Genomic DNA, 24,908 nt, shown 5'->3' with positions numbered 1-24,908 from the left:
AGCGGCAGTCGATCGCAAGGCGCCACATTCGGATCAGCCATGGTTTCACTTGACCAGATCATCGACGACTTCGCCTTTCTCGACGAGTGGGAAGATCGCTACCGCTATGTCATCGAATTGGGCAAGAGCCTGCCGGAGATGCCGGAAGCCTGGAGGACCAGCGAGAACAAGGTTCAGGGCTGTGCCAGTCAGGTGTGGCTGGTAACGCATACGTCCGGCGATCCCGATGATCCGGTCCTGACCTTCGATGGCGAGTCGGACGCGCACATCGTCCGCGGCTTGGTGGCAATCGCGCTTGCTATCTTTTCGGGCAAGCGCGCCTCGGAGATCGCCAGAACCGATGCTCTCGATATCTTCGGCAAGATCGGCCTTATCGAGCACCTCTCGTCGCAGCGTGCCAACGGTCTGCGGTCGATGATCCGGAGAATCAAGGGCGAGGCCGAGACGCGCCTGCCCGCGTAAGACCGCTCTGCAGCGGCGCCCGTCGGTCGGAGAGGCGGCGGCACCAAAAAGCCGGACTGAGACAGCCCGGCTTCCACCAAACACCAGATATTCTGCTGCCGTTCAGGCATCGGACTTCCGTACCTGAGACTTGCCCGGACGGTTGCCGGGCGAACCCGCTTATTTGCCGCGGCGCTTGCGACGCTGACCCAGCCCCATCTCCTTGGCAAGACGCGATCGGGCTTCCGCATAAGCCGGCGCCACCATCGGATAATCCGCAGGCAAATCCCACTTCTCGCGATACTCTTCCGGAGAGAGATTGTGGTGGGTCATCAAATGGCGCTTCAGCGACTTGAACGTGCCGCCGCATTCGAGGCAGGTGATCTGGTCATCCTGCACGGACTTGCGCACGGAGACCGCCGGCTTCGGCTTCTCGACCGGCACGATGACCGGCGCGGGAGCGGTCGTATTGTTGAGCGCCGAATGAACGTCGGCTATCAGCGTCGGCAGCTCGGCAACCGGAACGACGTGGTTGCTCACATAGGCGGCAACGATTTCCGCCGTCAGTTCAACCAGGAGTTCGTTGCTCGCACCGAGCGTATTTTCACTCATTTTTTTCTCCTATGGGAATCCAGCAACAAGTCCTGAAACGGTGTTTCAGGAGGGAGGAAATGCCAAAATGCCGCCGAACAGCGCTTTCCGCCTTGGAACTGAGCGATAACCGCGCAACGGGGGCATCGCCCCGCCGCAACATCAAGGCTCGATTCGCGACAGCGAAATCCGTCACCAAGGTGCCGCACCGTTTGGCACCTCAAAGCAACGGATAAGAATCACAACTCAAGCTGGAATTCCAGTTCAAAGTATTGATCACAACGACACTTTGCGGATACTGGCTTAACACTGATCCGCAAAATGTCAAAACATAATTTTTGGCAAAGAGCAGCATATCTATTTCAGGTCACTAAAACTGTCCGGAGTGGCGGAATTGTCCCGAAATAGAGAGTCAGAAATGACGCCATCAATGCCGCCGTGGCTCTTCCTTTTGTGGGAGCTGATCTATAACCGATTGTTTCGTCATCCTGTAACCCGCCTGATGAGCGGCTTTCGCCAGCAAATGGGCCGAGATCGGCGCCGTCAGCACCAGGAATACGAAACCGGCAAGCGCGCGAACGAAAATGGCGGGATCGAGCGAGTGCAACCCGGCGGCGACGAGCAGCAGGCCGGAACCGACGGTACCCGCTTTGGAAGCTGCGTGCATGCGCGTGTAGAGATCCGGGAAGCGCAGGAGGCCAAGCGCCGCGAGCAGCGAAAAGCCTGCGCCTGCGACGATGAGGATGGCGACCAGAATTGTGATCCCAGCGACGAAAAACGTGTCCATCAGCGCCCTCCCCGGCGTTTGCGACGGGCCGTCTCGGGAGCCCGGCCCCTCTTCAAGACTGGTTTCGCGAAGGCGGCGCCTTGTTCCGCTTCCGGCGCGAGGCCACGTGTCAGGATGAAGCGCGCGAAGGCGACGGTTGCCAGGAAGCCGACCAGGCCGAGGGCGATCCCTATGTCGATATAGAGATTGAAGCGGGTCTTGATTGCTAGGACCGCAATGAACCCGATCGCGATCGCGACCAGCATGTCGAGGCCGAGCACCCGATCCGGCAATGTCGGACCGCGGATGATGCGCAGCATGGTCATCAGCAGCGCGAGCGAGAGGAGCAGAAGCGCAAGGCTGGTCGCCCCCGCCAGGATCGCGGAAATCATCGTTCGAAAGCCTCCCGAATGCGCCGCTCGAAGCCGCGTGCAATATCCTGGCGCAACGCACCCGGATCGGCACAATCGAGCGCGTGCACATAAAGGGTCTTGCGGTCCTCGGATATGTCGACGGAAAGCGTGCCGGGCGTCAGCGTGATGAGATTGGCAAGCAGAGTAATCTCGAAATCGCTCTTGGCGGTCAGCGGATAGGCGAAGATCCCGGGCTTCAGGCCCATCCGGGAGCGCAGGACGAGAATGGCGACCTTGACCGCCGATACGGCCAGCTCCTTGAAGAACAGAGCCGCCAACAGCGTCAGCCGCAATGGTCTCAGCGGATAGGTGACGGGCTGCAGCTCGCGGCGGATCAGCCACAGGGACACAGCGCCGACAGCAAAGCCGAGCGCGAGGTTCGCTGGCGTGAAACTGGCGCTGATGGCACCCCAAATAACGGTGAAAATCAGGTTGATCTGCAGGAATTTCATTGCGGCCCACCTTCCGGGAAGACCGAGTTCACATAGGCCGACGGCTCTGCGAGCCCCGCCGCCGCGTCCTGGATTACCGCCAGCAGCGGCTCGGGATAAAGGCCGATCAACAAAGTGAGCCCGGTGAGCACGGCTAGCGGGCCGAACGCCGCGGGCGACAGCGATACCGCCTCGCCGTCCGCAGGTGGAGCCTCGCGCCAAAACGCCAGAAGGAAAAGGCGGCCGGTGACGATCATTGTCAGGAACCCGGCAAGGAGAAGCGCGGCGGCGAGCCACCAGGCGCCGATATCGAGAGCTGCCTTTACGAGCATGACCTTCGGCCAAAAACCGGAAAAGGGAGGCAGGCCAGAGACGGCGAAACACAGCATTAGGGTAAGAGCGGCAAATCCGACATGCCGGCGGTAGAGGCCGGCGAGCGCCGCAATCGAGGAACTCGCGCCGAGGCGCATGGCGATCCCCGAGGCGAAGTAAAGGCCGGTCATCACGAGCATGGAATGCAGCGCATAAAAGATGGCACCCCCAATGCCGCCCGGTCCGCCGACGGCGATACCGGCGAGCATCGAGCCGATGCCGGAGACAATGAGGTAGCCGAGAATGCGGCGGAAATCCGTCTGCGCCAAAGCGCCGAGCACGCCGACGATCATCGTCAGCGCCCCGGCGACCGCGAGGATGAAGCTCAGCTCCTCCCTTTCGACCGGGAAAAGCATGACCATCACCCGCACCAGCGCATAGATCCCGACCTTCGTCAGCAGGCCTGCAAAGAGCGCGGAGACGGCGACGCGGGGGGTATGGTAGGAAGCCGGCAGCCAGAAATTCACCGGGAAGGCGGCCGCTTTCATGGCAAAGGCGAGCATGAACAGGCCGGTGAGCGTCATCAGCGGCGCGCGGTCGCGCAATGCCTCGGCCTTCGTAGCGACGTCAGCCATGTTGAGCGTGCCGAAAACGGCGTAGAGATAGCCGGTCGCTATCAGGAACAGCGTCGTGGCGACGAGATTGAGGAAGCCGTATTTCACCGTGCCGTCTATCTGCTCAGGCTCGGAGCCCAGGACGAGAAGGCCGAAGGACGAGATCAGCAGCACCTCGAACCAGACGTAAAGATTGAAGATGTCGCCGGTCAGAAAGGCGCCCGAGACGCCGGCCATCAGCAACATCAGAAACGGATAAAAGCCGTAGCGGCGGCCGCTGTCGTTGATATCGGCAAGCGAGAAGACGCCGGCGACCAGCGCTACAAGCGCCGCGGCAAAGGCGAACAAGGCCCCGGTCAGGTCAGCAGTGAAGGCGATGCCGAAGGGAGGCAGCCAGCGCCCCATAACCATGGTCAGCGGACCGTTCTCGGCGATCTCCCTGAGCAGCAGCCCATCGATCAGCACGAGCCCGGCGAGACCGCTCATGGCAATGGTCGGATGGAGGCCGATCGGGCGGCGCAGCATGACCAGCAGCGCACCGATCGCGAGGCACCAGGCGACCGGCAGGATCACCAACCATTCGGCAAGCGTGGGCGGCGCGGCAACGAGCGCAGCGGAAAGATCGACGGAAGGGGAGATCGTAGCGGCCATGCGGGTCAGTATCCAAGCGGAGGGAGCGGCTCGTCCGCCGGTTCGGCAACGCGCATTTCGTCCGTGTTGTCGGTCGCAAGGTCGCTATAGGCGCGCCAGGAGAGGACGAGCAGGAAGGCGAAGAAGGAAAAGGAAATGACGATCGCCGTCAGGATCAACGCCTGGGGAAGCGCGTTGGCCGCCGGAGCAGCCAGCGACTTGGCCCCTTCGGGTATGATCGGCGGCACCTCCCGCGTCAGCCGACCTCCGGTGAAGATCAGCAAATTCACCGCATTGCCGAGCACTGCGACACCCAAGAGCACGCGGATGATGAATTTCGAGAGCATCAGGTAGACGGCAACAGTGAAGAAGACGCCGACCAGTAAGGCAAACCAAGCCTCCATCACTCCCCTCCCCGCTCTTCGAGCGACAGCGCGATCGAACTGATGGCGCCCACGACGACCAGGTAAACGCCGCTGTCGAAGAGCAGCACGGTCGAAAGCGGGACCTCGAGGCCGAAAACGGCCGGATAGATCCAAAGTCCGGTCATGAACGGGACGCCTGCGAAGATCGCGATCAGGCCGGCAGAGGTGGCAGCGAGGAGCCCGGCCCCGGCGATTGCCATCGGGTGGAAGAAGATGGCCCGCCTGACCGTCTCGACACCGTGCGCCATGCCATAGATCGCCAAGGCCGAAACGGCGATTAAACCGCCGATGAAACCGCCGCCCGGCTCGTTGTGGCCGCGCAGCAGCACGAAGATGGAAAAGAGCATCATCAAGCTCGTCAGGACCGGGCCGAGCGTGCGGAAGATCACCGACTTCATGCCCGTTCCTCCACCGCCGTCTCATCGGCCTCCGCGACGACGGCGCGCTTCAGCGAACCGGCCCTCAGCCGCACGAGCGCCAGGATCGCAAGGCCGGTAATCATCACCACGGCAATTTCCCCGAGTGTGTCGGTGCCGCGGAAATCGACGATAATGACGTTGACGACATTCGCCCCGTGCGCAACCGACTTCGAATAGAGGTTGAAGAAGTCCGTGAGCGACCGGTCGAAGGGTACGGCCGTGGCCCGCAGCAGAAACAGGGCGAAGCCGAGGCCGCAGGCAAGCGCGATCGTCGCGTCGCGCGCTTTCTCGGGGAGTGGCCGATGGTCGGCGGGCGAGAGCCGCAGCCGGGTCATCACCAGCGCCAACACGACGACCGACAGCGTTTCGACCATGAATTGGGTGAAAGACAGGTCCGGCGCCCCATAGAGCAGGTAGATGACGGCGACTGCGAAGCCTTGAATGCCCAGCGAGACGATCGCGGTGAGGCGGTCGGAAGCAACCACGACGGCGAAGAGACCGCCGACGGCGATCGCGATGATCGCAAGCTCGTGCAGCGGAACGTCCGCGGAGAAGAACGGGGCGCGCGGGAACTCACCGTATCGCAGCGGCATTGCCAAGAGAATGACCGCAACCAGCGAGAAGGTGGCGGTCATATAGACGTCGAGGCGGCCGCCCTGCAGGCGCCGAGTGACGGCGACGGCAAGGCGCACGAGACCACGCATGAATTGGTCGAAGCCCCGATCGGGCCCCCAGCCGATGTCGACGAGGATCGCCGCCATCGCGGCGCGCAAGCGGGCGAGATTGAGGTAGAAGGCGACGCCGAGCGCCACCGTCAAGGCCGAAAGCACGAGCGGCAGACCAAGATGCGGCACGAGCGATATGTCGACCGTCCTTGGCTCGCCGGCGATCGCCGAGGCGGTGGGCGATGAGACGAACCGATGGGCGAGACCCGACAGGAGCGCGATGGAGAGCCCCTTGAGTGCGAGAACGGCCGGGCCTATCCATAGTAGCGGCGGCGCCTCATGGGCATGCTTCGGCGTGTTCACGCGCGGTCCCAGGAAAGGCTTCAGGACGACAGCGAAGGCGACGGCAAACATCAGGGCGTTGCCGAGGACAGCCAGTATCGCAAAGAGCGCGGAGCGCAAATTCGGCGCGGAGAAGGCGGAATAGAGCTCCTCCTTGGCGAGGAATCCGAAAAAGGGCGGCAGGCCACCCATGGAGAGCGCAGCGGCAAGGGCAATGGCAAAGGTGAGCGGCATGACCGAACGCAGGCCGCCGAGCTTCGTGAAGTCGCGCAATCCGGTTTCGTGATCGAGGATGCCGGCCACCATGAACAGGGCGCCCTTGAAGAGCGCGTGTGCCACGAGATAGAGCGCGGCCGCCTCGATCGCGCGGGGCGAGCCGAGCCCGATCGACATCACCAGCAGACCGAGCGAGGCCACCGTGGTATAGGCCAGCATCAGCTTCATATCGGTCTGGCGCACCGCGAGCGCCGCGCCGATCACCAGCGTCGTCACACCGAAGAGCGGCAGAAGGAGCTGCCATTCCGGTGTTCCGCCGAGGACTGGATTGAGACGCATCAACAGATAGACGCCTGCCTTCACCATCGTCGCCGAATGCAAATAGGCGGAAACCGGTGTCGGCGCCTCCATCGCATTCGGCAGCCAGAAGTGAAATGGAAACTGGGCCGATTTGGTGAAGGCACCGCCGAGGACCAACAGCAGTGCAGCGAGATAAAAGGGGCTCTCCTTCACCTCGGAGCCGAAGGAAAGCAGCAGCGAAAGCTGCGTAACGCCGCTGACGTTCCAAAGGATCAGCAGCCCGGCGAGCAGCAGAAGACCGCCTCCGCCGGTGACGACCAGCGCCTGCAGCGCGGCGCGGCGCGTGGCCTCGCGGGCGTGGTCGAAGCCGATCAGCAGGAAGGAGGTAATCGACGTCAATTCCCAGAAGACGAACAGCATCAGGAAACTGTCGGAGACGACGAGTCCCTGCATCGATCCCATGAACAGGAGGATGAAGGCGAAGAAACGGCCCTGTTGCGGGTGCCCTTTCAAATAGCCGCCCGAATAAAGAACGATGAGCGCTCCGATACCGGAAATCAGCAGCATGAAGGTCAGCGACAAACCGTCGATCAGCCAGGAAAAGCTGACATTGAAAGACGGTATCCACGCATAGCCGCCTGTCACGATTTCGCCGCTCGCGACGTCCGGAAGGAAGCGCAGGAAATGCAAAAAGATTGCCGCGGGAGCAAGGGCCAGGACCCAGGCGGCATTGTGCCCGAGGAGCCTGGTCAGGCCGGGTGCGACAAGGGCCGCAGCGAAGGGAAGGCCGAGCGCCAGAAATGTCAGTGCCGTGACTTCCATCGCTTGGCGTGCTCCTTCGCCGTTGATCATCTGGTCAATTGATACCGGACATAGAAGAAGGGCTGGCTCGTCTCAAGAGAAATCGGTTGGAAGCTCAGTCAAGTGGACGGTTATACTGTGCAAAGGCAGCAAAGCCTCTGCCAAGCACCGCGCATCTACGCCGCCCGACAGCACGCGGCTGCGGTTCACTGTTCCCACAGGGGCTGCGTGGTCATGTTCCGCGGGGAACAGATAAGGAGTGGCGGCGGGACTATCGAATACGTGGTAATCCGGAGCGGCCGGGGAAGGCCAATGCGGCTGCCTCCGACCCGCAAGAGCCCTTTACGCGTCCAGCGAAAAGCGCCACTCTCCTACAGCGCCGCGCGTCTTATCAGACGCGCAATGTCGCTATAGGATTTTGAAATGCCGCATGTTTTGTCCTAAATCGGCTACGGTTTAACGACACGTGCAGAAGGCAAAGCGGCAGGTAAATAACCGAAGGAATGCTCTGCGCATGCGCCGCGTCATATATGCATTCGCTCTCCTCTTTGGGCCCGCCCTGCCCGCTGCCGCGCAGGACGATTGGCATCCCTATTCCAACCCCCGTTTTGGCTACACGGTGGAGATTCCGCCGGGTTTCGAGATGCACCAGCAGGCCGACAACAACGACGGCGCGAGTTTTCATGCCGACGACAATGGCGCGACGCTGATCGTGTTCGGCACGCACCCGCCGGCCGGCGATTTCGAGACCGACGTCACCGACCGGATCGGCTACGAGAAAGACGACGATTGGAGAATCCTCTACTCGCGCGTCACGCCCGCCTGGGCGAGCTTCTCCGGCGCTCGAGGCCGAGAGGTCTTTTACACACGGGCGATCGCGCTCTGCGACGGCAGCGCCGCCTATTTCCGGCTGCAATATCGCAAATCGAAGCTGACAAGCTTCGATGGCGTCATCTCGCGGATGGCGTCGGCATTGCGTCCCTCGGACGATTGCCGGCCTCCGGAGTGAGTCCTGCCGCGTCAGGCGACGGCTGAAGCGCTGATGCAGTTGAGGACGGCGGAATAGTGAACGGCCGATCCGGCGACCACGAAGCCGTGCCAGATGGCGTTTTGAAAGCGAAGCCGCTCCCAGACATGGAAGATGATACCGATCGAATAGATGATGCCGCCAATTAGGACCAGAACCAGCGTCGTCGCAGTGAGGGCTGCGAAAAGCGACTTGGCGGCAAGAACGCCGCCCCAGCCCATGGCGAGATAGAGAAAGATCGCCAGCCGATCGAACCGTCCCGGCAGCAGGCATTTGATCGAGATGCCGAGAAGTGCGACGGCCCATATGCCGATGAGCATCCAAAACAGGAACGGATCATCCCAACCGCGCTGGAGAAAGGGCGTATAGGTTGCGGCGATCAGCACGAAAATGGCCGAATGGTCCAGGCGGCGCAGCAACCACTTCGTCCGGCAAATGGGATAGAGATTGTAAAGAAACGACACCGACAGGGTGAGGATCAGGCCCGCACCGTAGATCCACGCAGCGGCAAGCTGTCCTGAGGTGCTCCAAACCGTCGCATAGAATATGAGGGCTGTGACGCCGACGAGCGCGGCACAAAGGCCGATGCCGTGAACAATTCCGTCGGCAATCAGCTCCGACCGGTCATAGGTCCATTTAAACTCGCTGATATCCACGCGGCCCCTCCAGATCCCGCATCGATTCCGACATCGGCACCGTGTCCCCGAACCGCAGTGATCTGGTCGAACAGACTCGCCCCAACACCGTGGCCCCTTCCGACGGATCGATTTATCGTGCCACAGAGTTCTTTGACGGCAAAGCGCCTGTTTGGGGCGAAAGGATCAAATTCCGCAACGCATTACAACAGTCGAAAGGCGCCCCGCGACCGCGTCGCGTGGCAAGGCTGATCGCGACACTGCATGGTGGATTGGATCCGCGCCGAGGCCACGGCGCGCCCTGTTCGTCGGGTAGGTCCGGGGGCGCGGGAGTATCAAAGCCCGCTCGGGCGGCGGCAATGCGCCGCCCTCATCGCGTGCGCGAGGCGACTTCGGCGGCGCAAGTCTGGCAGAGCGGAGCGTGGGGCACCGCATGCAATCTCTCCTGAGAAATCGGGTCTCCGCAGCGGGTGCAGATTCCGTAGGTTCCGGCCGCGATCCGGTCGAGCGCCGCATCGATGGCGCGGATCTCGCCCTGGCCGGCGAGCCCCAGCCCTTCGAGCACTTCATCGTTTTCCCGTTCTGTGACGCGATCCGGCACGTCGGCATTCATCGGCTGGTCCAGATCTTCCTCGATCTTCACCAGACGGCCGTAGAGCTCGTCCTTGCGGCGCAGAAGCTTGTCGCGGAAATCATCAAGCGCGTATTTGTCCATCATGGGGCTCCCTTGGGTCGCGGCGCGGCATGGCCGCACCGCATTCTTCTTGTTGATTAGCGGTCGACGAGAACGGCGCAGGGGCAGTGGCTGACGACGCGGCTGGCGGTCGATCCGATGAAATAGTCGATCAGCCCCGGGCGGTGCGATGCAATGATCACCAGGTCCGCGTTCTCTTCCTTGGCGAGCGCATTGATGGTGCCGGCCGCCCCGCCGGTGCGGATCTCGATCCGTCCCTTGATGCCATGCTTGGTCTTCAGCGCCTCAAGCGTCTTGACCGCATGCTTGCGCGATTCCTCGATCATCTCGAGCGGGAAATCGACGATCATGTAGCCTTGAGCGTAGGCGTTGAGGTCCTCGACGACGTTGAGGAGGATGATCTCTCCACCCTCATCGATCAGCTTTTCGGCGATGCCGAGAACGGATTCACCGTGTTCGAGCTGATCCATCGCGATCGGGACGATAATCTTCCTGTACATACAGATACGCTCCTTCTGTTGCGTTCCGGTCGCCGGCTGGAAATCGGGCGATTCTTCGGATCCGAGGGCGGCACTCCGGCGTAACTTTCTTCCGCCTTTTCCCGCCCTGCAGATCGAAATTGAGCGGAGGCGGCGACTCCGACCATGATCGAGATCAATCGGCCACCGCTCCCGCGCTCGCACCATCTATGATCAGGTAGCGCGACAGCCGCGACCGTCAACGTTCGTCGAACACAACATCAAGTAATATAATGGCTTTCCCGAACGCCTTCACGTGCTCATATTGGGCTACGGTTCCGGCGCCCCGGCAGCCCGGAGCGCTCCCGAAAGGCGTAGCTCAAGGAAAAGACGATGAAATCGCAGCTCGTGACCAACCTTCCCGCCGACCACGCGGTGGCGATGCCCGCCTATGTCGACCGGGCGCATCTCGTCGTTCAGGACCTGCCAATGGTGTCGAGCTGGTATCAAAAAGTGCTCGGTCTCGCTTCGATCGAAGCGAGCGCCAGCGGCGAGACGCTCGGGGTCGCCGGAAGGCCTCTGTTGACGCTGACAACCGATGCGCAAGCGACAAGGGCACCGCGCAGCGCGCCCGGTCTGTTCCACACGGCGTTCCTGGTGCCCGATCGCCGGGAGCTGGGACGCTGGCTTGCCCACGCGGCGAACAACGGCGTTCGCCTCCAGGGCGCCTCCGACCACCTCGTCAGCGAAGCGATCTATCTCGCCGACCCGGAGGGCAACGGCATCGAGGTTTATCGCGATCGGGCGCGCAGCGAATGGCGCTACGAGGTGGACGGTACGGTGGCGATGAACACCTTGCCGCTCGACCTGCAGTCGCTCTATGACGAGACGCCGGAGGAAGCTTGGAGCGGCCTTGCCGACGGCACCGTGATCGGCCACATTCATCTGCAGGTCTCCGACATTCCGCAGGCGGATGCCTTCTTCCGCGACGTCCTCGGCCTCGATCTGATGGCGCGCTATCCGGGAGCAAGCTTTTTCGCTACTGGCAAATATCATCATCACGTGGCCGCGAATATCTGGAATTCGCGAGGAGCGGCGAAACGCCAGGCCAAGATGACCGGTCTCTCAGACTACACGATCCGCTTTCGGGACACCGACAGGCTCGCGACGGCAATTCGCAAGCTCGACGAGCTCCAGATCCCCGTGCGCGAGGAAGGCGGCATCCATCATCTCACCGATCCGTGGGGCATCGGCCTCAATCTCGCGGCTTCGGCAGCCTGAGCTTAGCTGGCAATCCGTCGCTCTGTCCGCCGGCGCCCGGTGGCGCTTTCCGCTTGATCGCCGCCCGGACGCTCTCTATCTCATGATCTCCCACCGAAGAGATCCCGGAGAGACCCTTGTCCGTTTTCAGAAACCTGCCCGCCGCGCCCGTCGCTCGTAAGAAGCCGCTCACGGATACGCGCCACGGCATCAGCCGGACCGATGACTACGCCTGGCTGAGGGCCGACAACTGGCAGGCTATGTTCAAGAACCCGTCGACCCTCGATCCGGAAATTCGCCGGCACCTCGAGGCGGAAAATGACTACATGAACGCCGCGATGGCGGACACCAAGGATCTGCAGAAGGCGCTGTTTGCCGAAATGCGCGGCCGCATCAAGGAGGACGATTCCTCCGTACCGATGAAGGACGGCGCCTTTGCCTATGGCACGTTCTATGTGAAGGGCGGCGAGCATCCGCGCTATTTTCGCATCCCGCGCGACGGAGCGGCGGGCGACGAGACGATCCGCCAGGTGCTGCTCGACGGCGACAAGGAAGCTGAGGGCAAGGCTTACTTCCGCATCGCCGGCCTCGACCATTCGAGCGATCATGCCCGCGGCATCTGGGGTTACGACGACAAGGGATCGGAATATTTCACGCTGAAGGTGCGCGATCTTTCGAGCGGCGAGGACCTGGCCGACGTAGTCGAGAATACCGGCGGCGGCGGTGCCTGGGCACCGGACGGCCAGAGCTTCTTCTACACCGTGCTTGACGAGAACCACCGGCCGTCGCGAATCTACCACCACGTCGTCGGCACGCCGCAGTCCGAGGATCGGCTCGTCTACGAGGAAACGGACCCCGGCTTCTTCATGTCTGTCGGAGGATCGCTGCTCGACGACTTCATCTATATCGACATCCATGATCATGAGACGAGCGAATACCGGCTGCTTTCGACCAAGAACCTGACGGCCGAGCCGCAGATCGTGGCGAAACGCGTCATCGGTCTCGAATATTCCATGACCGAGGGCGGCGAGGTCTTCTACATCCTCACCAATGCCGACGGCGCCAAGGATTTCAAGATCATGGAAGCGCCGGTGGAAGCGCCGCAGAAGGAAAACTGGCGTGAGGTGGTGGCGCACCGCCCGGGTACGCTGATCCTCAGCCACATGGCCTATGCCCGTCACCTCGTTTGGCTGCAGCGCCGCGAGGGGCTGCCGGAGATCGTCATCCGCGACCGGAAGACAGGTGAAGAACATGCGATCGCCTTTGCCGAGGAAGCCTATTCATTGGGGCTCTCGGGGGCGGCCGAATACGACACCGACGTCATCCGCTTCTCCTATTCGTCGATGACGACGCCCTCGCAGCTCTTCGACTACAACATGGCGACGCGCGAGCGCACGCTCCTGAAGACCCAGGAAGTGCCCTCCGGCCACGATCCGGACGATTACGTCACGCGCCGCGTCTTCGCCCCGGCTGAGGATGGTGCGTCGGTTCCGGTGACGCTCCTCTATCGCAAGGACACACCGCTCGACGGTTCGGCGCCGTGCCTGCTCTACGGTTATGGTGCTTACGGCATCACCATCCCGGCCGGCTTCAACACCAATTGCCTGTCGCTCGTCGACCGCGGCTTCGTCTATGCCATTGCCCATATCCGCGGCGGCAAGGACAAGGGCTTTCAATGGTACGAAGACGGAAAAATGGCGAAGAAGTCCAACACTTTCAAGGACTTCATCGCCGCGGCTGACCATCTGAATCAGCAGAAGTTCACATCCTACGCAAACATCGTCGCCGAGGGCGGCTCGGCGGGCGGCATGCTGATGGGCGCAATCGCCAATATGGCACCGGTGAAATTCCGGGGCATCATCGCGGCAGTCCCCTTCGTCGACGTCCTGAATACCATGCTGGACGACACGCTGCCGCTGACGCCGCCGGAATGGCCGGAATGGGGCAATCCGATCGAGAGCGCCGAGTTCTACAACATCATTGCCGGCTACTCGCCCTACGACAATGTGGAAGCTAAGCCTTACCCGGCAATCCTGGCGCTCGGCGGCCTGACCGATCCGCGCGTCACCTATTGGGAGCCGGCGAAATGGGTCGCCAGGCTCCGCGAGAAGACGACCGGCAGCGAGCCGATCCTGTTGAAGACCAACATGGATGCCGGGCATGGCGGCGCCTCGGGCCGTTTTCAGCGGCTGGAGGAAATCGCGTTCGAATACGCTTTCGCCATCAAGGTCGCCGGCAGGATGTAGGAGGACCGCCTGTGCCGGTCTATGTCGCACTGCTGAGGGCGGTCAATGTCGGCGGCACCGCTACGCTTCCCATGGCGGAGCTGAAGGCCCTCTGCGAGGGCCTCGGCTTTGCCGATGTCAAGACCTACATCCAGAGCGGCAACGTGCTCTTCCGCTCCGAGCTTGCCGAAGGCGAGGTTCAAACGAGACTCGAGGAAGCGCTGACGGTAAAGATGGGCAAGACGCCGGGCGTCATTCTGCGCAGCCGCCGTGACCTGGAGGCGATTGTCGCAAAGGCGCCGTTTCCAGACGCGAAGCCGAATTTCCTGCTCGTCACATTCCTGCCGGAAGCACCCGCCGCGGACGCGTTCGACAAGCTCGTCGCACCGGACGGAGAAGAAGTGAAGATCGACGGGCGGGAGATCTATATCCACTATCCGAATGGATCGGGTCGGTCGAAGCTCAAACTGCCGGCGCTAAAATCGGGTACGGCACGCAACCTCAACACCGTATGCAAGCTGGCGGAACTCGCCGCGGTTCTCGAGGATGAAGGCGCGTGACCCGCCCCGCGGCCTTACGCGGCGGGCTGGAACAGCAAGCGCACGAAACTGCGGAAGACAAGGAGCTGGTCGGGCAGGCTTTTCGGCTCCTTCAAGGCTTTTGAGAGTACGATACCGCCTTCGAGGACGGTCGAGACCATGTCGGCGAGCTGATCCGCATCCAGCGCTTCCCGCGGCCGATAGACCTGCATGATGTCCCGGAACATGGCGGCGAAGCGCCGGCGCCACATCAGCGCCGCCAGGCGGTTCATCTCCTGGATTTCGCGGTCGAAGGCGCGCTCCTGGGTGCACATCGTGGCGACCAGGCAGCCCGGATGGCCGTTCGGCAAGTCGGAGAGCAATTCTGCAAGCAGCTTCAATCCGATCAGGAACGCCTGCAGCGGGTCGTCGGCAAGTTCGCGCGCCCGGCCGAAAATCTCGTCGTAGATGCGCTCGTCATTGTCGATGTAGCGCTCGAGCAGCGCCTTGGCGAGCTCGTTCTTGTCGCGAAAATGATAGAAGAACCCGCTCTTGGTGATTCCTGTCTCGACGATCAGTTCGTCGATCGAGGTGCCACCGAAACCCTTTGCCAGCACTGCGGCTTCGGCAGCATCCAGGATCTTGGCACGCGTTTCCTCGCCCTTTCGCATGGTGCACTCCTGTACCGCCGGTAAAGTTTTCTCTCTGGAAAGGACGGCGAGCCATTCGCCTGTCGCTTCGAGTCTTACGGCAAGTTCCTGATGTAACATCGCTATGCGGCTTATTGGGTCATAGTGTACCGCAAGCCGGCTAGTTTAGCAGATGATAAAACGGCAGAAATTCCTCAGACCTCGCGCCGGAGCGTCCGCAAAAGGGAGGGAACGATGCAATACGAAATCGCCAAGTATCGACATGACCTGCCGCTTTTACGGGGTGGCACATTCCTCAGCGACGGCGGCATGGAGACGGCGCTGATCTTTCATGAAGGAGCCGAGCTGCCGCACTTCGCCTCTTTCGTCCTGCTGTCGACCCCGGAGGGCCGCCGGCAGCTGTTGCGCTATTACACGCGCTATCTCGAGATCGCGCGGCTCCACGACACCGGTTTCGTGCTCGACACGGCTACGTGGCGCGCCAATGCCGACTGGGGCGCGAAACTTGGCTACGACGCCGAGGCGCTCAGGCAGGTCAACCAGGACGCCGCCCACCTGCTTGCCGAACTGCGGGCGCAGTACGAGCGGCCGCAGGTCCCGATCGTGTTCAACGGCGTTATCGGTCCGCGCGGCGACGGCTACAAGGCCGGCCTGATGAATGCGAAGGAAGCTGAGGAATATCACAGCGCCCAGGTCGCGGCCTTTGCCGGCAGCGAAGCCGACATAGTATCGGCGGTGACCATGACGAATGTCGACGAGGCGATCGGCGTCGCAAGAGCGGCCAGGAAACACGGCATGCCCTGCGCCATCTCCTTCACCGTCGAGACCGACGGTCGGCTGGTAACGGGCGGCTCTCTCCAGGAAGCCGTCGAAACGGTGGACGCAGAGACGGAAGGCTATCCGCATTACTACATGGTCAATTGCGCCCATCCGAGCCATTTCGAAAGCAGCCTCGATCAGCGCCAGCCATGGGTGCGGCGGATCGGCGGCATTCGCGCCAACGCCTCGACCAAGAGCCATGCCGAACTCGACGAAAGCGAGACCTTGGACATAGGAGACATCGGCGATCTCGCCCGGCGCTATCGTTCGCTCACAGGCCGCATGCCGCATTTGCGTGTGCTGGGCGGCTGCTGCGGCACCGACCATCGCCACATCGCGGCGATCTGCGAGGTCTGCCTGCCCGCGACCGCACTGAGCGCTTGACCACCGGAAGAGCTCCTTCCGCCGTAGTGGCAGCAGGAGCTCCCAGTATTCCCGACGCTCGCGAAAACCGGATCGCTCGTGTAGACTTGTCGGGAAAGGGCGGCCGGTATTTTCTAGGCAGGGCCGCTGGAGTGTGATGAATTCCATACCGCCGCAACCGGGCTCGGCGACAGCCCCGTTTCCCTTCGACAACAGCTATGCGCGACTGCCTGGGAATTTCTACGCCCGGGTCGAGCCGACACCTGTTGCCGAGCCCTGGCTGATCAAGTTCAATCGGCCGCTCGCGGAAGAGCTGTGTCTCGATCTCGAAGCGCTCGAGCGCGACGGCGCCGCGATCTTCTCCGGCAGCATGGTCCCGGCGGGCGCGGAGCCGCTCGCCATGGCCTATGCCGGGCACCAGTTCGGCACCTTCGTCCCGCAACTCGGCGACGGCCGCGCCATCCTGCTGGGCGAAGTCGTCGACCGTGATGGAAAACGCCGCGACATCCAGCTCAAGGGACCCGGCCAGACCCCATATTCGCGCCGCGGCGACGGCCGGGCAGCGCTCGGGCCTGTGCTGCGCGAATATATCGTCAGCGAGGCGATGCATGCGCTCGGCGTGCCGACCACCCGCGCGCTTGCCGCGACGGTGACCGGCCAGCCGGTCTATCGCGAGCAGATCCTCCCCGGCGCCGTCTTTACCCGGGTGGCGGCGAGCCATATCCGGGTCGGTACGTTCCAGTTCTTCGCCGCACGCGGCGACATGGACTCGGTCAAGGCACTGGCCGACTACGTGATCGACCGCCACTACCCCGAACTGAAGGCAGACGAGAACCCTTATCTGGGCCTTCTCAGGGCAGTCTCGGAGCGGCAGGCAGCGTTGATCGCGCGCTGGCTGCACATCGGCTTCATTCACGGCGTGATGAACACCGACAACATGACGATTTCCGGCGAAACGATCGACTTCGGTCCCTGCGCCTTCATGGATGCCTACGATCCGAAAAAGGTCTTCAGTTCAATCGACCAGTTCGGCCGCTACGCCTATGCCAACCAGCCGGCCATCGGCCAGTGGAATCTCGCCCGGCTCGCCGAAACACTCGTGACGCTCTTCGATCCGACGGCAGACGTGGCGGTGAACCTCGCCAATGACGCCCTCGGCGAGTATGGCGCTATCTTCCAGAACCAATGGCTCGACGGCATGCGCCGCAAGATCGGGCTCTCGACGGCGGAAGAGGGTGACCTGGAGCTGGTGCGGGCTTTGCTGGCGCTGATGCACAAAGGGGGCGCGGATTTCACCCTCACCTTTAGAAGGCTCGCTGCGTCGGCGGAAGACGCAGGCGCCGATGCCGAGCTTGCCCAGCTCTTCCAGGCGCCCGAGGCACTGTCGCCATGGCTTGGGGACTGGCGCCGCCGTCTCGAGCGCGAAGCTCCCGGGCCGGTCGAAAGAGCGGCAGCGATGCGCGCCGTCAATCCGGCCTTCATTCCGCGCAACCACCGCATCGAGCAGGCGATCGAAGCGGCGACCGAACATGCGGATTTCTCGCTTTTCGAAGCGATTCTCGAGGTGACCTCCAAACCTTACGATGATCAGCCGGCACATGCCGCCTTTGCCGAGCCGCCGCAACCTGGCGAAGAAGTGCTGCAAACCTTCTGCGGCACCTGACAAGCCGCAGCCCCGCCTCGGCCTCCGCGGCCCAATGGGCCGCCAATTTGAAATAATCCCGGGGAATCAAAGTCCTGCCGCGACGCCTGGCGTATGCAAAAGGCGCTTGCGCCGAGGCGGCAACATTGAAAGGCACCTGCGTCGCGTTACCTTCGCAAATGATGCTGTGGATGAGGCGCACAATTTGCGAGGGAGAATTGTCGCGAAATCCGCGCTCGTTCTTCGTCTGCCGTTCCGTGCGGCTCGGCGGGCCGAAGGTGCCGCCGTATCGTTCTTCAATTTGGGAGTTCGAATTCATGCCGATTGTCCTGACCGCCCTTTTCTTCGCACTGATAGGTCTCGTGCTCGGTGCGGGAGGGACAAGGCTCGTCCTGCTCGGCGGCAGTCCATACTACATCATCACCGGCTTGGCGTTCCTGCTCACCGCATTGCTGCTCTACCGCAAGAGCGCGGCGGCGATCTGGGTCTATACGCTGATGGTCCTCGGCTCGCTTACCTGGGCCGTCTGGGAGGTCGGGCTTGACTGGTGGCAGCTTGGTCCGCGCGGCGGTGTGATCATCCTGCTGGGCCTCTGGCTGCTTACGCCATGGATCCGGCGGCCGCTCGGTTTCATCAGCCCGTCGGGCGAACACTACAGCGCAGCCGCCTGGCCACTTGCGCTCGCCAGCCTCGTCGCGATCGGCGTCGCGCTCTATTCGATGACGCAGGACGTCCATGACATTCGCGGCGACCTGCCGGCTGACGTCGCGGCGGGCAACCCCAACCTCGGCGGCAATGTGCCGGCCGGCGAGTGGCATCACTACGGCCGCACGCTGTTCGGCCAGCGCTATTCGCCGCTCGCCCAGATCCACCGGGAGAACGTCGCGACTCTGAAGGTCGCGTGGCAGTACCAGACAGGAGACGTCAAGCTGCCGGAGGATATCGGCGAGACCACCTATCAGGTGACGCCGCTGAAGGTGAAGGACACGCTCTATCTCTGCACGCCGCATAATTGGGCGATCGCGGTCGATGCTGCGACCGGCCGGCAGAAATGGAAATATGATTCGAACTCGGGTCTGAACCCGGACCGCCAGCACCAGACCTGCCGCGGCGTCACCTATTGGGCCGATCCGGCGGCGGCCGCCGGCAGCGCCTGTGCCGAACGCGTCTATCTGCCGACATCGGACGCCCGCCTGATCGCGCTCGATGCCGCGAACGGCACGGTCTGCACCGGTTTTGCCGACCAGGGCGTTCTGCACCTCGAACAGGGCATGCGCTACAATCCCGCCGGCTATTACTATTCGACATCGCCCCCGGTCGCCGTCGCCGGCAAGCTTATCGTCGGCGGCGCCGTCAACGACAATTACTCGACCCAGGAACAGTCCGGCGTCATCCGCGCCTTCGACATCAAGACCGGGGCGCTTATCTGGAACTGGGACAGCGGCAACCCCGATCAGACGGCGCCGCTGCCGCCCGGCCAGTTCTACACGACCAATTCGCCGAACAGCTGGTCGGTCTCCTCCGTCGACGAGGCTCTCGGGCTGATCTATGTCCCGCTCGGCAATCAGGTTCCCGATCAACTCGGCATGGGGCGGAGCGAGCATGTGGAGAAATACTCCTCCTCGATCGTCGCGCTGGACATCAACACGGGCGCGGTGCGCTGGGTCAGGCAGACGGTGCGTCACGACCTCTGGGACATGGACGTGCCGGCGCAACCGGCCCTCCTCGACATCACCAGGGAAGACGGGGGCGTCGTGCCGGCGCTTGTCGGGCCGACCAAGCAGGGCGACATCTATGTGCTCGACCGGCGCAGCGGAGAACCGATCATTCCGGTGGAGGAGGTGCCCGCCCCCGGCGGCGCGATCGCGGAGGATTTCACCGCGCCAACCCAGCCGGTCTCCGGACTCACCTTTATGCCGCCGCCGCTTCAGGAGCGCGACATGTGGGGAATTACCATGTTCGACCAGCTCGCCTGCCGGATCGAGTTCCTCTCGTTGAAATACGAGGGCCGCTACACGCCCCCCTCGCTCGAAGGAACGCTCGTCTATCCGGGCAATTTCGGCACCTTCAACTGGGGCTCGGTCGCCGTCGACCCGGAGCGCCAGGTGATGTTCGGAATGCCAACCTATCTCGCCTTCACCTCGCGGCTCGTGCCGCGCGAGGAAATCCCGCCGAAGGGCGAAGGCGAAAAGGGCAGCGAGCAAGGGCTGAACCGCAACGAGGGAGCACCCTACGGCGTCTATATGGGTCCGTTCCTCGGTCCCTTGCGGATTCCCTGCCAGGCGCCGCCCTGGGGCTATGTCGCGGGTGCCGACCTCCGGACCGGCAAGATCGCCTACAAGCACAAGAACGGCACGGTCTACGACATGACGCCGCTGCCGCTTCCCTTCAGGCTCGGCGTGCCGGGCATCGGCGGACCGATCATCACCAAGGGCGGCGTCGCCTTTCTCGGCGCCACGGTCGACAATTTCCTGAGAGCCTATGACGTCACCACCGGCGACCAGCTCTGGGAGGCGCGGCTGCCGGCCGGCGGCCAGGCGACGCCGATGACCTATATGGTCGGCGACAAGCAGTATCTGCTGATGGTCGCAGGCGGGCACGGCTCGGTCGGGACCAAGCCGGGCGACTATGTGATCGCCTATACGCTGCCCTGATGGTCATCGGCGGCCCGCCTGCTGAAGCGCTCAGACCATGCCGGCGACAATTTTGCCGACTTCGGCGAACAACGGATTGAGCTCTGCCGGCTCCACCTTCGCTTCGCCGGTATAGACGGTGATGAGGATCGGGCCGCGCCCCTTGGGCACCGCAAAGCCGATATCGGAGACTGCGCCGGTCGAACTCGTGCCGGTCTTGTCACCGATCCGCCAATCCTTCGGCAGTCCGGCACGAAGCCGCGCGTCGCCGGTCGTGTTGGCGACCATCCATTCGACGAGTTGTCGACGCGAGCTCTCCGCCAGGACCGATCCGAAGGCAAGCTTTCCGATGGTCTCGAGCATCGCGACCGGCGTCGTTGTATCGCACGGATCGCCGAATTTGGCTTCGTTGAGATCCGGCTCGGTTCGGTCGAGGCGCGTCGTCCCGTCGCCGATCGACCGCAGCCAGGAGGTCAGCCCGGCCGGGCCGCCGAAGCTTTCGAGCATCAGGTTGGCGGCCGCATTATCGCTGATGGTGACCGCGGCGTCGCAGAGTTCGGCGACCGTCATGCCATTGCCGCCGACATGCTTTTCGGCGACCGGCGAATGGGGCAGCAGGACATCCTTGCCGAAGGTGATCCGCCGGTCGAGTTTTTCTTCGCCCCGATCGACGCGCGCGAGCACGCATGCGGCGGCGAGCGCCTTGAAGGTCGAGCACATGGCGAAGCGCTCGGTCTCACGGTGACCGAAGGAGATGTTGGTTTCGGTATCGAGCACGGCCACGCCGAGGCGCCCGCCGGTCCGCTTTTCGAGCTCGGCGAGCAGTTTCGTCACATCGTCACCGGTCGCAGTGGCGGCACGCGCCGCACCGGCAAGCGCCAGTGCCGGATAAAGCATTGCGGTGCCGATCAGCATGTTGCGGCGATTGATGAGCAGGGACATGTCTTTCCTCCTTTTGGCGAGCGAGCAGCCGCTGAGGTTAAATTACTGATCTCGAATATTAACTTCGTCCATGCGACGCTCTGACTCGCTAGGCAGGGAATGTGGCGGCCTTGTGCCCTGAGGGAGCGGTATCTATATAGCTCCAGAGACTATAGCTATGGAGCGCGCCTATGTACTCGATCGGAGACCTCTCCCGGCGGACCGGCGTGAAAATTCCGACGATCCGCTATTACGAGCAAATGGGTCTCATCGCGGCGCCGGAACGTTCGGAGGGCAACCAGCGGCGCTACGAGCGGCGCCAGCTCGAGCGGCTTGCCTTCATCCGTCACGCGCGCGATCTCGGGCTTTCGATCGAAGCGATCCGGGAATTGCTGGCGCTCAGCGAACATCCGGAACGGCCCTGCGGCGAGGCGGACCGCATTGCCCGCGAACATCTCGCTTCGGTGCGGGAGAAGATCGCCCGCCTCACTAAGCTCGAGCAGGAACTGGAGCGGATCGTCGCCTGCCACGGCGATCACACGATCGGCGACTGCTATGTCATCCGGGCCCTTGCCGACCATTCGCTGTGCGACAGCGAGCACTGAGGCATGTTTGTACCAAGTATCCCCGTTGACAAATTCGCGGAAATGAACAATCTACGCGCATGATCAAGAACGCACCCATCTGCCGCGCGTATTTTTGGCTGTTCCGATAGGAGCGGCCTGCTGATCATTTTCAACAAGGCCGCCATCAGGCGGCTTTTGTTTTTCACGGCACCTGATGGCGGGAAACCCATAGGAGCCGAGAATGCTGCAGACTGCCACCCCCTCCCTTCATCCTATTCCGTCGGTCCGCGCTCCGATGGTGACGATCCGCTGCGCCAAGTTGCGCGACCTCGCCGAACTGCGTGAGATGATCGCGGAGCTTTCCGCCCATCACGGCGATGCCGCCCCGCTTACCTCGGAGCAGCTCGAACGCGACCTCTTCGGCCGCACCCCCTGGATCACCGCCCTTGTCGCCGAGGCCGGCGGCCAGCTGATCGGCTACGCAATTCTCGTTCCCCAATACCGGGCAGCCGAAGGCGCGCGTGGCATGGAGCTGCATCACCTCTTCGTGCGCCCCGGCCATCGCGGCACCGGCATCGGCCGCCATCTCGTCGCCAAGGCGCGGGAACAGGCGAAGATGGCCGGCTGCGATTACCTTGCCGTCAGCGCTGCAACCGGCAATTTCCAGGCGCATCGTTTCTACGAGTCGGAGCGCTTCGTGCCGCGGCCGGTGACCGGCATGCGCTATATGCAGAAGCTAGGCTGAGCGAAGGAGGCGATAGCCTATGACGGGGGCAGCGCCTTCAGGTAGGCGGCAATCGCCTCGCGCTCGGAGGCCGGAAGCTTTGCCATGTTCTTCTGCACCTCGACCATAGAACCGCCGACTGAATCGAATTCGGGCGTGAAACCCGTCTCCAGATAGGAGGCGATGTCCGATGCGCTCCAGCTGCCGATGCTCCTGGAGCCCGGGGTGATGTCGGGAATCCGACCCTCGCCTTCCGGGTTCGGGGCGCCGGCTAGCCAGCGGCCCGCTTCGAAGCCGCCGAGTGCGTCGCGCGGCGTGTGACACTCGCCGCAATGGCCCGGGCCTTCCACGAGATACTGTCCGCGGGCGAGCTTCGGGTCGGCGCTGTCGACCTGAACCCGCGGCTCGTCAGTGAGATACATCAATTTCCAACCGCCGAGCGCCAGACGGACATTATAGGGAAAAGGCAGATCATGCGGCGGCACCACATTGGCGCTCTTCGGCAAGGTCCGCATATAGCCATAAAGGTCGTTGATGTCCTTGGCGGTCATCCGCGCATAGGAACCGAAGGGAAAGGACGGGTAGAGATGCTCGCCATTCCTCCCCACCCCGCGCGTCATGGCGTTGCCGAACTCGGCGAGCGTCCAGCCCCCGATGCCGGCTGTCTCGTCCGGCGAGATATTCGGGGGGAAGAAGGTGCCGAAGGGGCTCTTCAGCGGCCGGCCACCCGACAGCACCAGTCGGGCATCATCCTCGGCACGGGGTGCTGCATGGCAGCTGGTGCAGCCGCCCGCCCAGAAGACCCGCTCGCCATTGGCGAGATCCGGCTCGCCCAGGCCCTCCCAATGGGCGGCATCCCAGGGGGCGGGCTTCGTCAGCCACCAGAAGGCGCCGGCGCCGACCGCTGCAAGTAGAACCAGACCGGACAAAAGCCGCCCCGCGCGCCCCCTCATCATCTCTCCTTCGTCTTCAACACAGAAATAAATGCGCCGGGTAGACCGGCGCATTGAACTGACCAAGTAGTGGCGTCCGCTACTCTTTCTTCAGACGATAGCTCTCATGACAGCTGGCGCAATCCTTGCCGAGGACGCCGAGTGCGGCGCCGACGCCGGCCTGGTCGGCGGGCAGCTCGGCAAGAATCTTCTCCGCATCGCCACCGAGCTTGGCGGCCTTCGCCTTGAAGTCATCCATGTTCTGCCAGATCTTCGGGCTCGCCTCCGTTTCCATACCGGTCTCGGAGCCGGCCGGGAAATGATTCGGGAAGACTTTCACCGTCTCGCTGATCGTCGACAGCGACGCTTTGACGATTTCGGCATCATAAGGCTTTTCGCCCTTGGCGATCCCGCTCAGCGCGCCGGCAGCCTGGCCCACCTTCTTCATCAGTTGCTGGCGGACCGCCTGAGGTTCACCGGCGGCGGTGACGGCGGTCACACCCAAGCCTGCGAGGACGGCTGCAAGCATAAGAGCTCGTATCTTCATCATGTTCTCCGGTCGTTCGAACCCGCTCGCGCGGCTTCCTGTTGAAGGCGCCGGCATGATGGCATCTTGGCTTTTCGACGGAAGTAACATTTTCTTGATGTGCTTGTCATTTCAGCACAATTCGCCGCGCTATACCTGAAGGCGCGGCAGAACTTGTGCGAACAATAACATGAATTCCTTGTTCATGTTTAATACTTGAAGGGAGCACAGCAAATCACCGGGCGGCGCTCCAACCCTGCCATACGGTGAAGACGGCGATTGCGACAAGCAGCAGGCCGGCACCGCGGCCGATGGCAACTGTCGCTACCGGACTGCCGACCAGCAGGTCGCGGCCGCGGCCGGCGGCGAGCGCCAGCCCGCCATAGACGGCAAGCTGCGTCACGGCGATCATCAGCGCCATGACCGCGGCCTGCGACCAGACTGGACCGAATTGCGGCTTCAGGAACTGCGGATAGACGGCGAGCATGAAGAGATAGGCCTTGGGATTCATCAGGCTCGTCAGTGCCCCCTGCCGGAAGCTTGCCCAGCGCGACAGCCGCCTGCCCTCCTCGACACCGCCGATGGTGATCGAACTGCGCAACAGCGCGACGCCGATCCAGGCGATATAGGCGGCGCCGGCGACAAGGAGCACATTGAAGAGCTCCGGGACGAGATGCAGCACGACGCTGACGCCGAGCGCGGCATAGAGCGTATGCAGCACGCCGCCCGCCATGATGCCCGCCGTCGCGGCCAGCCCGGACGTCCGCCCGCCGGTTATCGCATTGGCCAGCACGAAGACCATGTCCATGCCCGGGACGATGATGATGCCGAACAGAAGGGTGAAGAAAAGCCAGAGATTTTCAGCGTAGGTCATGTCAGTTGCTCATTGTCGTTGTATGGGAGTTCAGGTCCGAATTGCCGATTTATCAATCCGTTGACGCTTGCTATA

General features: G+C 62.8%; 26 protein-coding genes. 10 read left to right on the top strand and 16 right to left on the bottom strand.

The features are described 5' to 3' along the window. Window positions 1-39: 39 nt before the first annotated feature. A complete protein-coding gene (locus CO664_RS16115; RefSeq protein WP_097539330.1) occupies window positions 40-462 on the top strand; it encodes a SufE family protein in 423 nt (140 codons plus the stop codon). Between the two features lie 159 nt (window positions 463-621). Here CO664_RS16115 and mucR read toward each other — a convergent pair whose 3' ends face one another. The 8 genes from mucR to CO664_RS16070 form a co-directional block, all read right to left on the bottom strand. Then, a complete protein-coding gene (gene mucR, locus CO664_RS16110; protein ID WP_037379521.1) occupies window positions 622-1,053 on the bottom strand; it encodes an exopolysaccharide biosynthesis transcriptional regulator MucR in 432 nt (143 codons plus the stop codon). Between the two features lie 406 nt (window positions 1,054-1,459). Next, the gene (gene mnhG / locus CO664_RS16100) at window positions 1,460-1,819 is read right to left on the bottom strand and encodes a monovalent cation/H(+) antiporter subunit G (RefSeq protein WP_037413546.1); all 360 of its coding nucleotides are present in this window, start codon (window positions 1,817-1,819) and stop codon (window positions 1,460-1,462) included. Next, entirely contained in the window at window positions 1,819-2,190 is a 372-nt protein-coding gene (locus CO664_RS16095) for a cation:proton antiporter (protein ID WP_037413545.1), read from the bottom strand. Before CO664_RS16095 ends, mnhG begins: the two co-directional genes overlap by 1 nt. Next, window positions 2,187-2,663 carry a Na+/H+ antiporter subunit E gene (locus CO664_RS16090; protein WP_037413544.1) on the bottom strand — a complete coding sequence of 159 codons (477 nt, stop codon included), beginning with the start codon at window positions 2,661-2,663 and terminating at the stop codon, window positions 2,187-2,189. Before CO664_RS16090 ends, CO664_RS16095 begins: the two co-directional genes overlap by 4 nt. Then, window positions 2,660-4,219 carry a Na+/H+ antiporter subunit D gene (locus CO664_RS16085; protein ID WP_097539329.1) on the bottom strand — a complete coding sequence of 520 codons (1,560 nt, stop codon included), beginning with the start codon at window positions 4,217-4,219 and terminating at the stop codon, window positions 2,660-2,662. Before CO664_RS16085 ends, CO664_RS16090 begins: the two co-directional genes overlap by 4 nt. A gap of 5 nt (window positions 4,220-4,224) precedes the next feature. Next, window positions 4,225-4,602: a Na+/H+ antiporter subunit C gene (locus CO664_RS16080; RefSeq protein WP_097539328.1), complete on the bottom strand. Its 378-nt coding sequence runs from the start codon at window positions 4,600-4,602 to the stop codon at window positions 4,225-4,227. After that, window positions 4,602-5,021, bottom strand: a complete 420-nt coding sequence (locus CO664_RS16075; protein ID WP_097539327.1) for a Na(+)/H(+) antiporter subunit B — start codon at window positions 5,019-5,021, stop codon at window positions 4,602-4,604. Before CO664_RS16075 ends, CO664_RS16080 begins: the two co-directional genes overlap by 1 nt. Further along, on the bottom strand, window positions 5,018-7,387 hold the full coding sequence (locus tag CO664_RS16070) for a putative monovalent cation/H+ antiporter subunit A (protein WP_097539326.1): 2,370 nt from the start codon (window positions 7,385-7,387) through the stop codon (window positions 5,018-5,020). Before CO664_RS16070 ends, CO664_RS16075 begins: the two co-directional genes overlap by 4 nt. Before the next feature lie 493 nt (window positions 7,388-7,880). On the opposite strand from CO664_RS16070, the gene CO664_RS16065 reads away from it, so the two are divergent. Further along, on the top strand, window positions 7,881-8,375 hold the full coding sequence (locus CO664_RS16065; protein ID WP_097526246.1) for a hypothetical protein: 495 nt from the start codon (window positions 7,881-7,883) through the stop codon (window positions 8,373-8,375). Between the two features lie 11 nt (window positions 8,376-8,386). Here the strand turns inward: CO664_RS16065 and CO664_RS16060 are convergent, their stop codons facing one another. From CO664_RS16060 to CO664_RS16050, 3 genes are all read right to left on the bottom strand, one after another. Continuing rightward, entirely contained in the window at window positions 8,387-9,049 is a 663-nt protein-coding gene (locus tag CO664_RS16060) for a hemolysin III family protein (RefSeq protein WP_097526247.1), read from the bottom strand. 349 nt (window positions 9,050-9,398) lie between these two features. Next, window positions 9,399-9,743 carry a TraR/DksA family transcriptional regulator gene (locus tag CO664_RS16055; RefSeq protein ID WP_097526248.1) on the bottom strand — a complete coding sequence of 115 codons (345 nt, stop codon included), beginning with the start codon at window positions 9,741-9,743 and terminating at the stop codon, window positions 9,399-9,401. A 56-nt stretch (window positions 9,744-9,799) separates the two neighbouring features. Continuing rightward, window positions 9,800-10,222, bottom strand: coding sequence for a universal stress protein (locus CO664_RS16050; RefSeq protein WP_037413534.1), 423 nt, complete (start codon window positions 10,220-10,222; stop codon window positions 9,800-9,802). A 351-nt stretch (window positions 10,223-10,573) separates the two neighbouring features. Here CO664_RS16050 and CO664_RS16045 point away from each other — a divergent pair, with 351 nt between their 5' ends. From CO664_RS16045 to CO664_RS16035, 3 genes are all read left to right on the top strand, one after another. Further along, window positions 10,574-11,461 carry a VOC family protein gene (locus CO664_RS16045; protein WP_097539325.1) on the top strand — a complete coding sequence of 296 codons (888 nt, stop codon included), beginning with the start codon at window positions 10,574-10,576 and terminating at the stop codon, window positions 11,459-11,461. A 116-nt stretch (window positions 11,462-11,577) separates the two neighbouring features. Then, window positions 11,578-13,686: a S9 family peptidase gene (locus CO664_RS16040; protein ID WP_097539324.1), complete on the top strand. Its 2,109-nt coding sequence runs from the start codon at window positions 11,578-11,580 to the stop codon at window positions 13,684-13,686. A gap of 11 nt (window positions 13,687-13,697) precedes the next feature. After that, complete coding sequence (locus CO664_RS16035) at window positions 13,698-14,225, top strand: DUF1697 domain-containing protein (RefSeq protein ID WP_097526251.1); 528 nt, start codon at window positions 13,698-13,700, stop codon at window positions 14,223-14,225. A 14-nt stretch (window positions 14,226-14,239) separates the two neighbouring features. Here the strand turns inward: CO664_RS16035 and CO664_RS16030 are convergent, their stop codons facing one another. Continuing rightward, window positions 14,240-14,854, bottom strand: coding sequence for a TetR/AcrR family transcriptional regulator (locus CO664_RS16030; RefSeq protein WP_097539323.1), 615 nt, complete (start codon window positions 14,852-14,854; stop codon window positions 14,240-14,242). Between the two features lie 225 nt (window positions 14,855-15,079). On the opposite strand from CO664_RS16030, the gene CO664_RS16025 reads away from it, so the two are divergent. The 3 genes from CO664_RS16025 (at window position 15,080) to CO664_RS16015 (ending at window position 20,311) form a co-directional block, all read left to right on the top strand. Continuing rightward, on the top strand, window positions 15,080-16,036 hold the full coding sequence (locus tag CO664_RS16025) for a homocysteine S-methyltransferase family protein (RefSeq protein ID WP_037413773.1): 957 nt from the start codon (window positions 15,080-15,082) through the stop codon (window positions 16,034-16,036). A gap of 136 nt (window positions 16,037-16,172) precedes the next feature. Next, window positions 16,173-17,678: a protein adenylyltransferase SelO gene (locus CO664_RS16020; protein ID WP_097539322.1), complete on the top strand. Its 1,506-nt coding sequence runs from the start codon at window positions 16,173-16,175 to the stop codon at window positions 17,676-17,678. Window positions 17,679-17,974: 296 nt separating this feature from the next. After that, window positions 17,975-20,311, top strand: a complete 2,337-nt coding sequence (locus CO664_RS16015; RefSeq protein WP_097539486.1) for a glucose/quinate/shikimate family membrane-bound PQQ-dependent dehydrogenase — start codon at window positions 17,975-17,977, stop codon at window positions 20,309-20,311. 30 nt (window positions 20,312-20,341) lie between these two features. Here CO664_RS16015 and bla read toward each other — a convergent pair whose 3' ends face one another. Next, on the bottom strand, window positions 20,342-21,232 hold the full coding sequence (gene bla, locus CO664_RS16010; RefSeq protein WP_097539321.1) for a class A beta-lactamase: 891 nt from the start codon (window positions 21,230-21,232) through the stop codon (window positions 20,342-20,344). Window positions 21,233-21,402: 170 nt separating this feature from the next. On the opposite strand from bla, the gene CO664_RS16005 reads away from it, so the two are divergent. After that, window positions 21,403-21,816, top strand: a complete 414-nt coding sequence (locus CO664_RS16005; protein WP_097539320.1) for a helix-turn-helix domain-containing protein — start codon at window positions 21,403-21,405, stop codon at window positions 21,814-21,816. Window positions 21,817-22,018: 202 nt separating this feature from the next. Beyond that, window positions 22,019-22,522 carry a GNAT family N-acetyltransferase gene (locus CO664_RS16000; RefSeq protein WP_037379478.1) on the top strand — a complete coding sequence of 168 codons (504 nt, stop codon included), beginning with the start codon at window positions 22,019-22,021 and terminating at the stop codon, window positions 22,520-22,522. 17 nt (window positions 22,523-22,539) lie between these two features. Here CO664_RS16000 and CO664_RS15995 read toward each other — a convergent pair whose 3' ends face one another. From CO664_RS15995 to CO664_RS15985, 3 genes are all read right to left on the bottom strand, one after another. Next, window positions 22,540-23,454: a cytochrome c gene (locus CO664_RS15995; protein ID WP_097539485.1), complete on the bottom strand. Its 915-nt coding sequence runs from the start codon at window positions 23,452-23,454 to the stop codon at window positions 22,540-22,542. A gap of 79 nt (window positions 23,455-23,533) precedes the next feature. Beyond that, entirely contained in the window at window positions 23,534-23,980 is a 447-nt protein-coding gene (locus CO664_RS15990) for a cytochrome c (RefSeq protein WP_037379476.1), read from the bottom strand. A 214-nt stretch (window positions 23,981-24,194) separates the two neighbouring features. Continuing rightward, window positions 24,195-24,833, bottom strand: coding sequence for a LysE family translocator (locus tag CO664_RS15985; RefSeq protein ID WP_097539319.1), 639 nt, complete (start codon window positions 24,831-24,833; stop codon window positions 24,195-24,197). Window positions 24,834-24,908: the final 75 nt, after the last annotated feature.

The organism is Sinorhizobium sp. NG07B, assembly GCF_002532005.1.
In the GTDB taxonomy this organism is placed as follows: domain Bacteria; phylum Pseudomonadota; class Alphaproteobacteria; order Rhizobiales; family Rhizobiaceae; genus Sinorhizobium; species Sinorhizobium fredii_C.
Note: the sequence above shows the minus strand (reverse complement) of the source record. Positions and strands in the feature narration are given on the sequence as shown.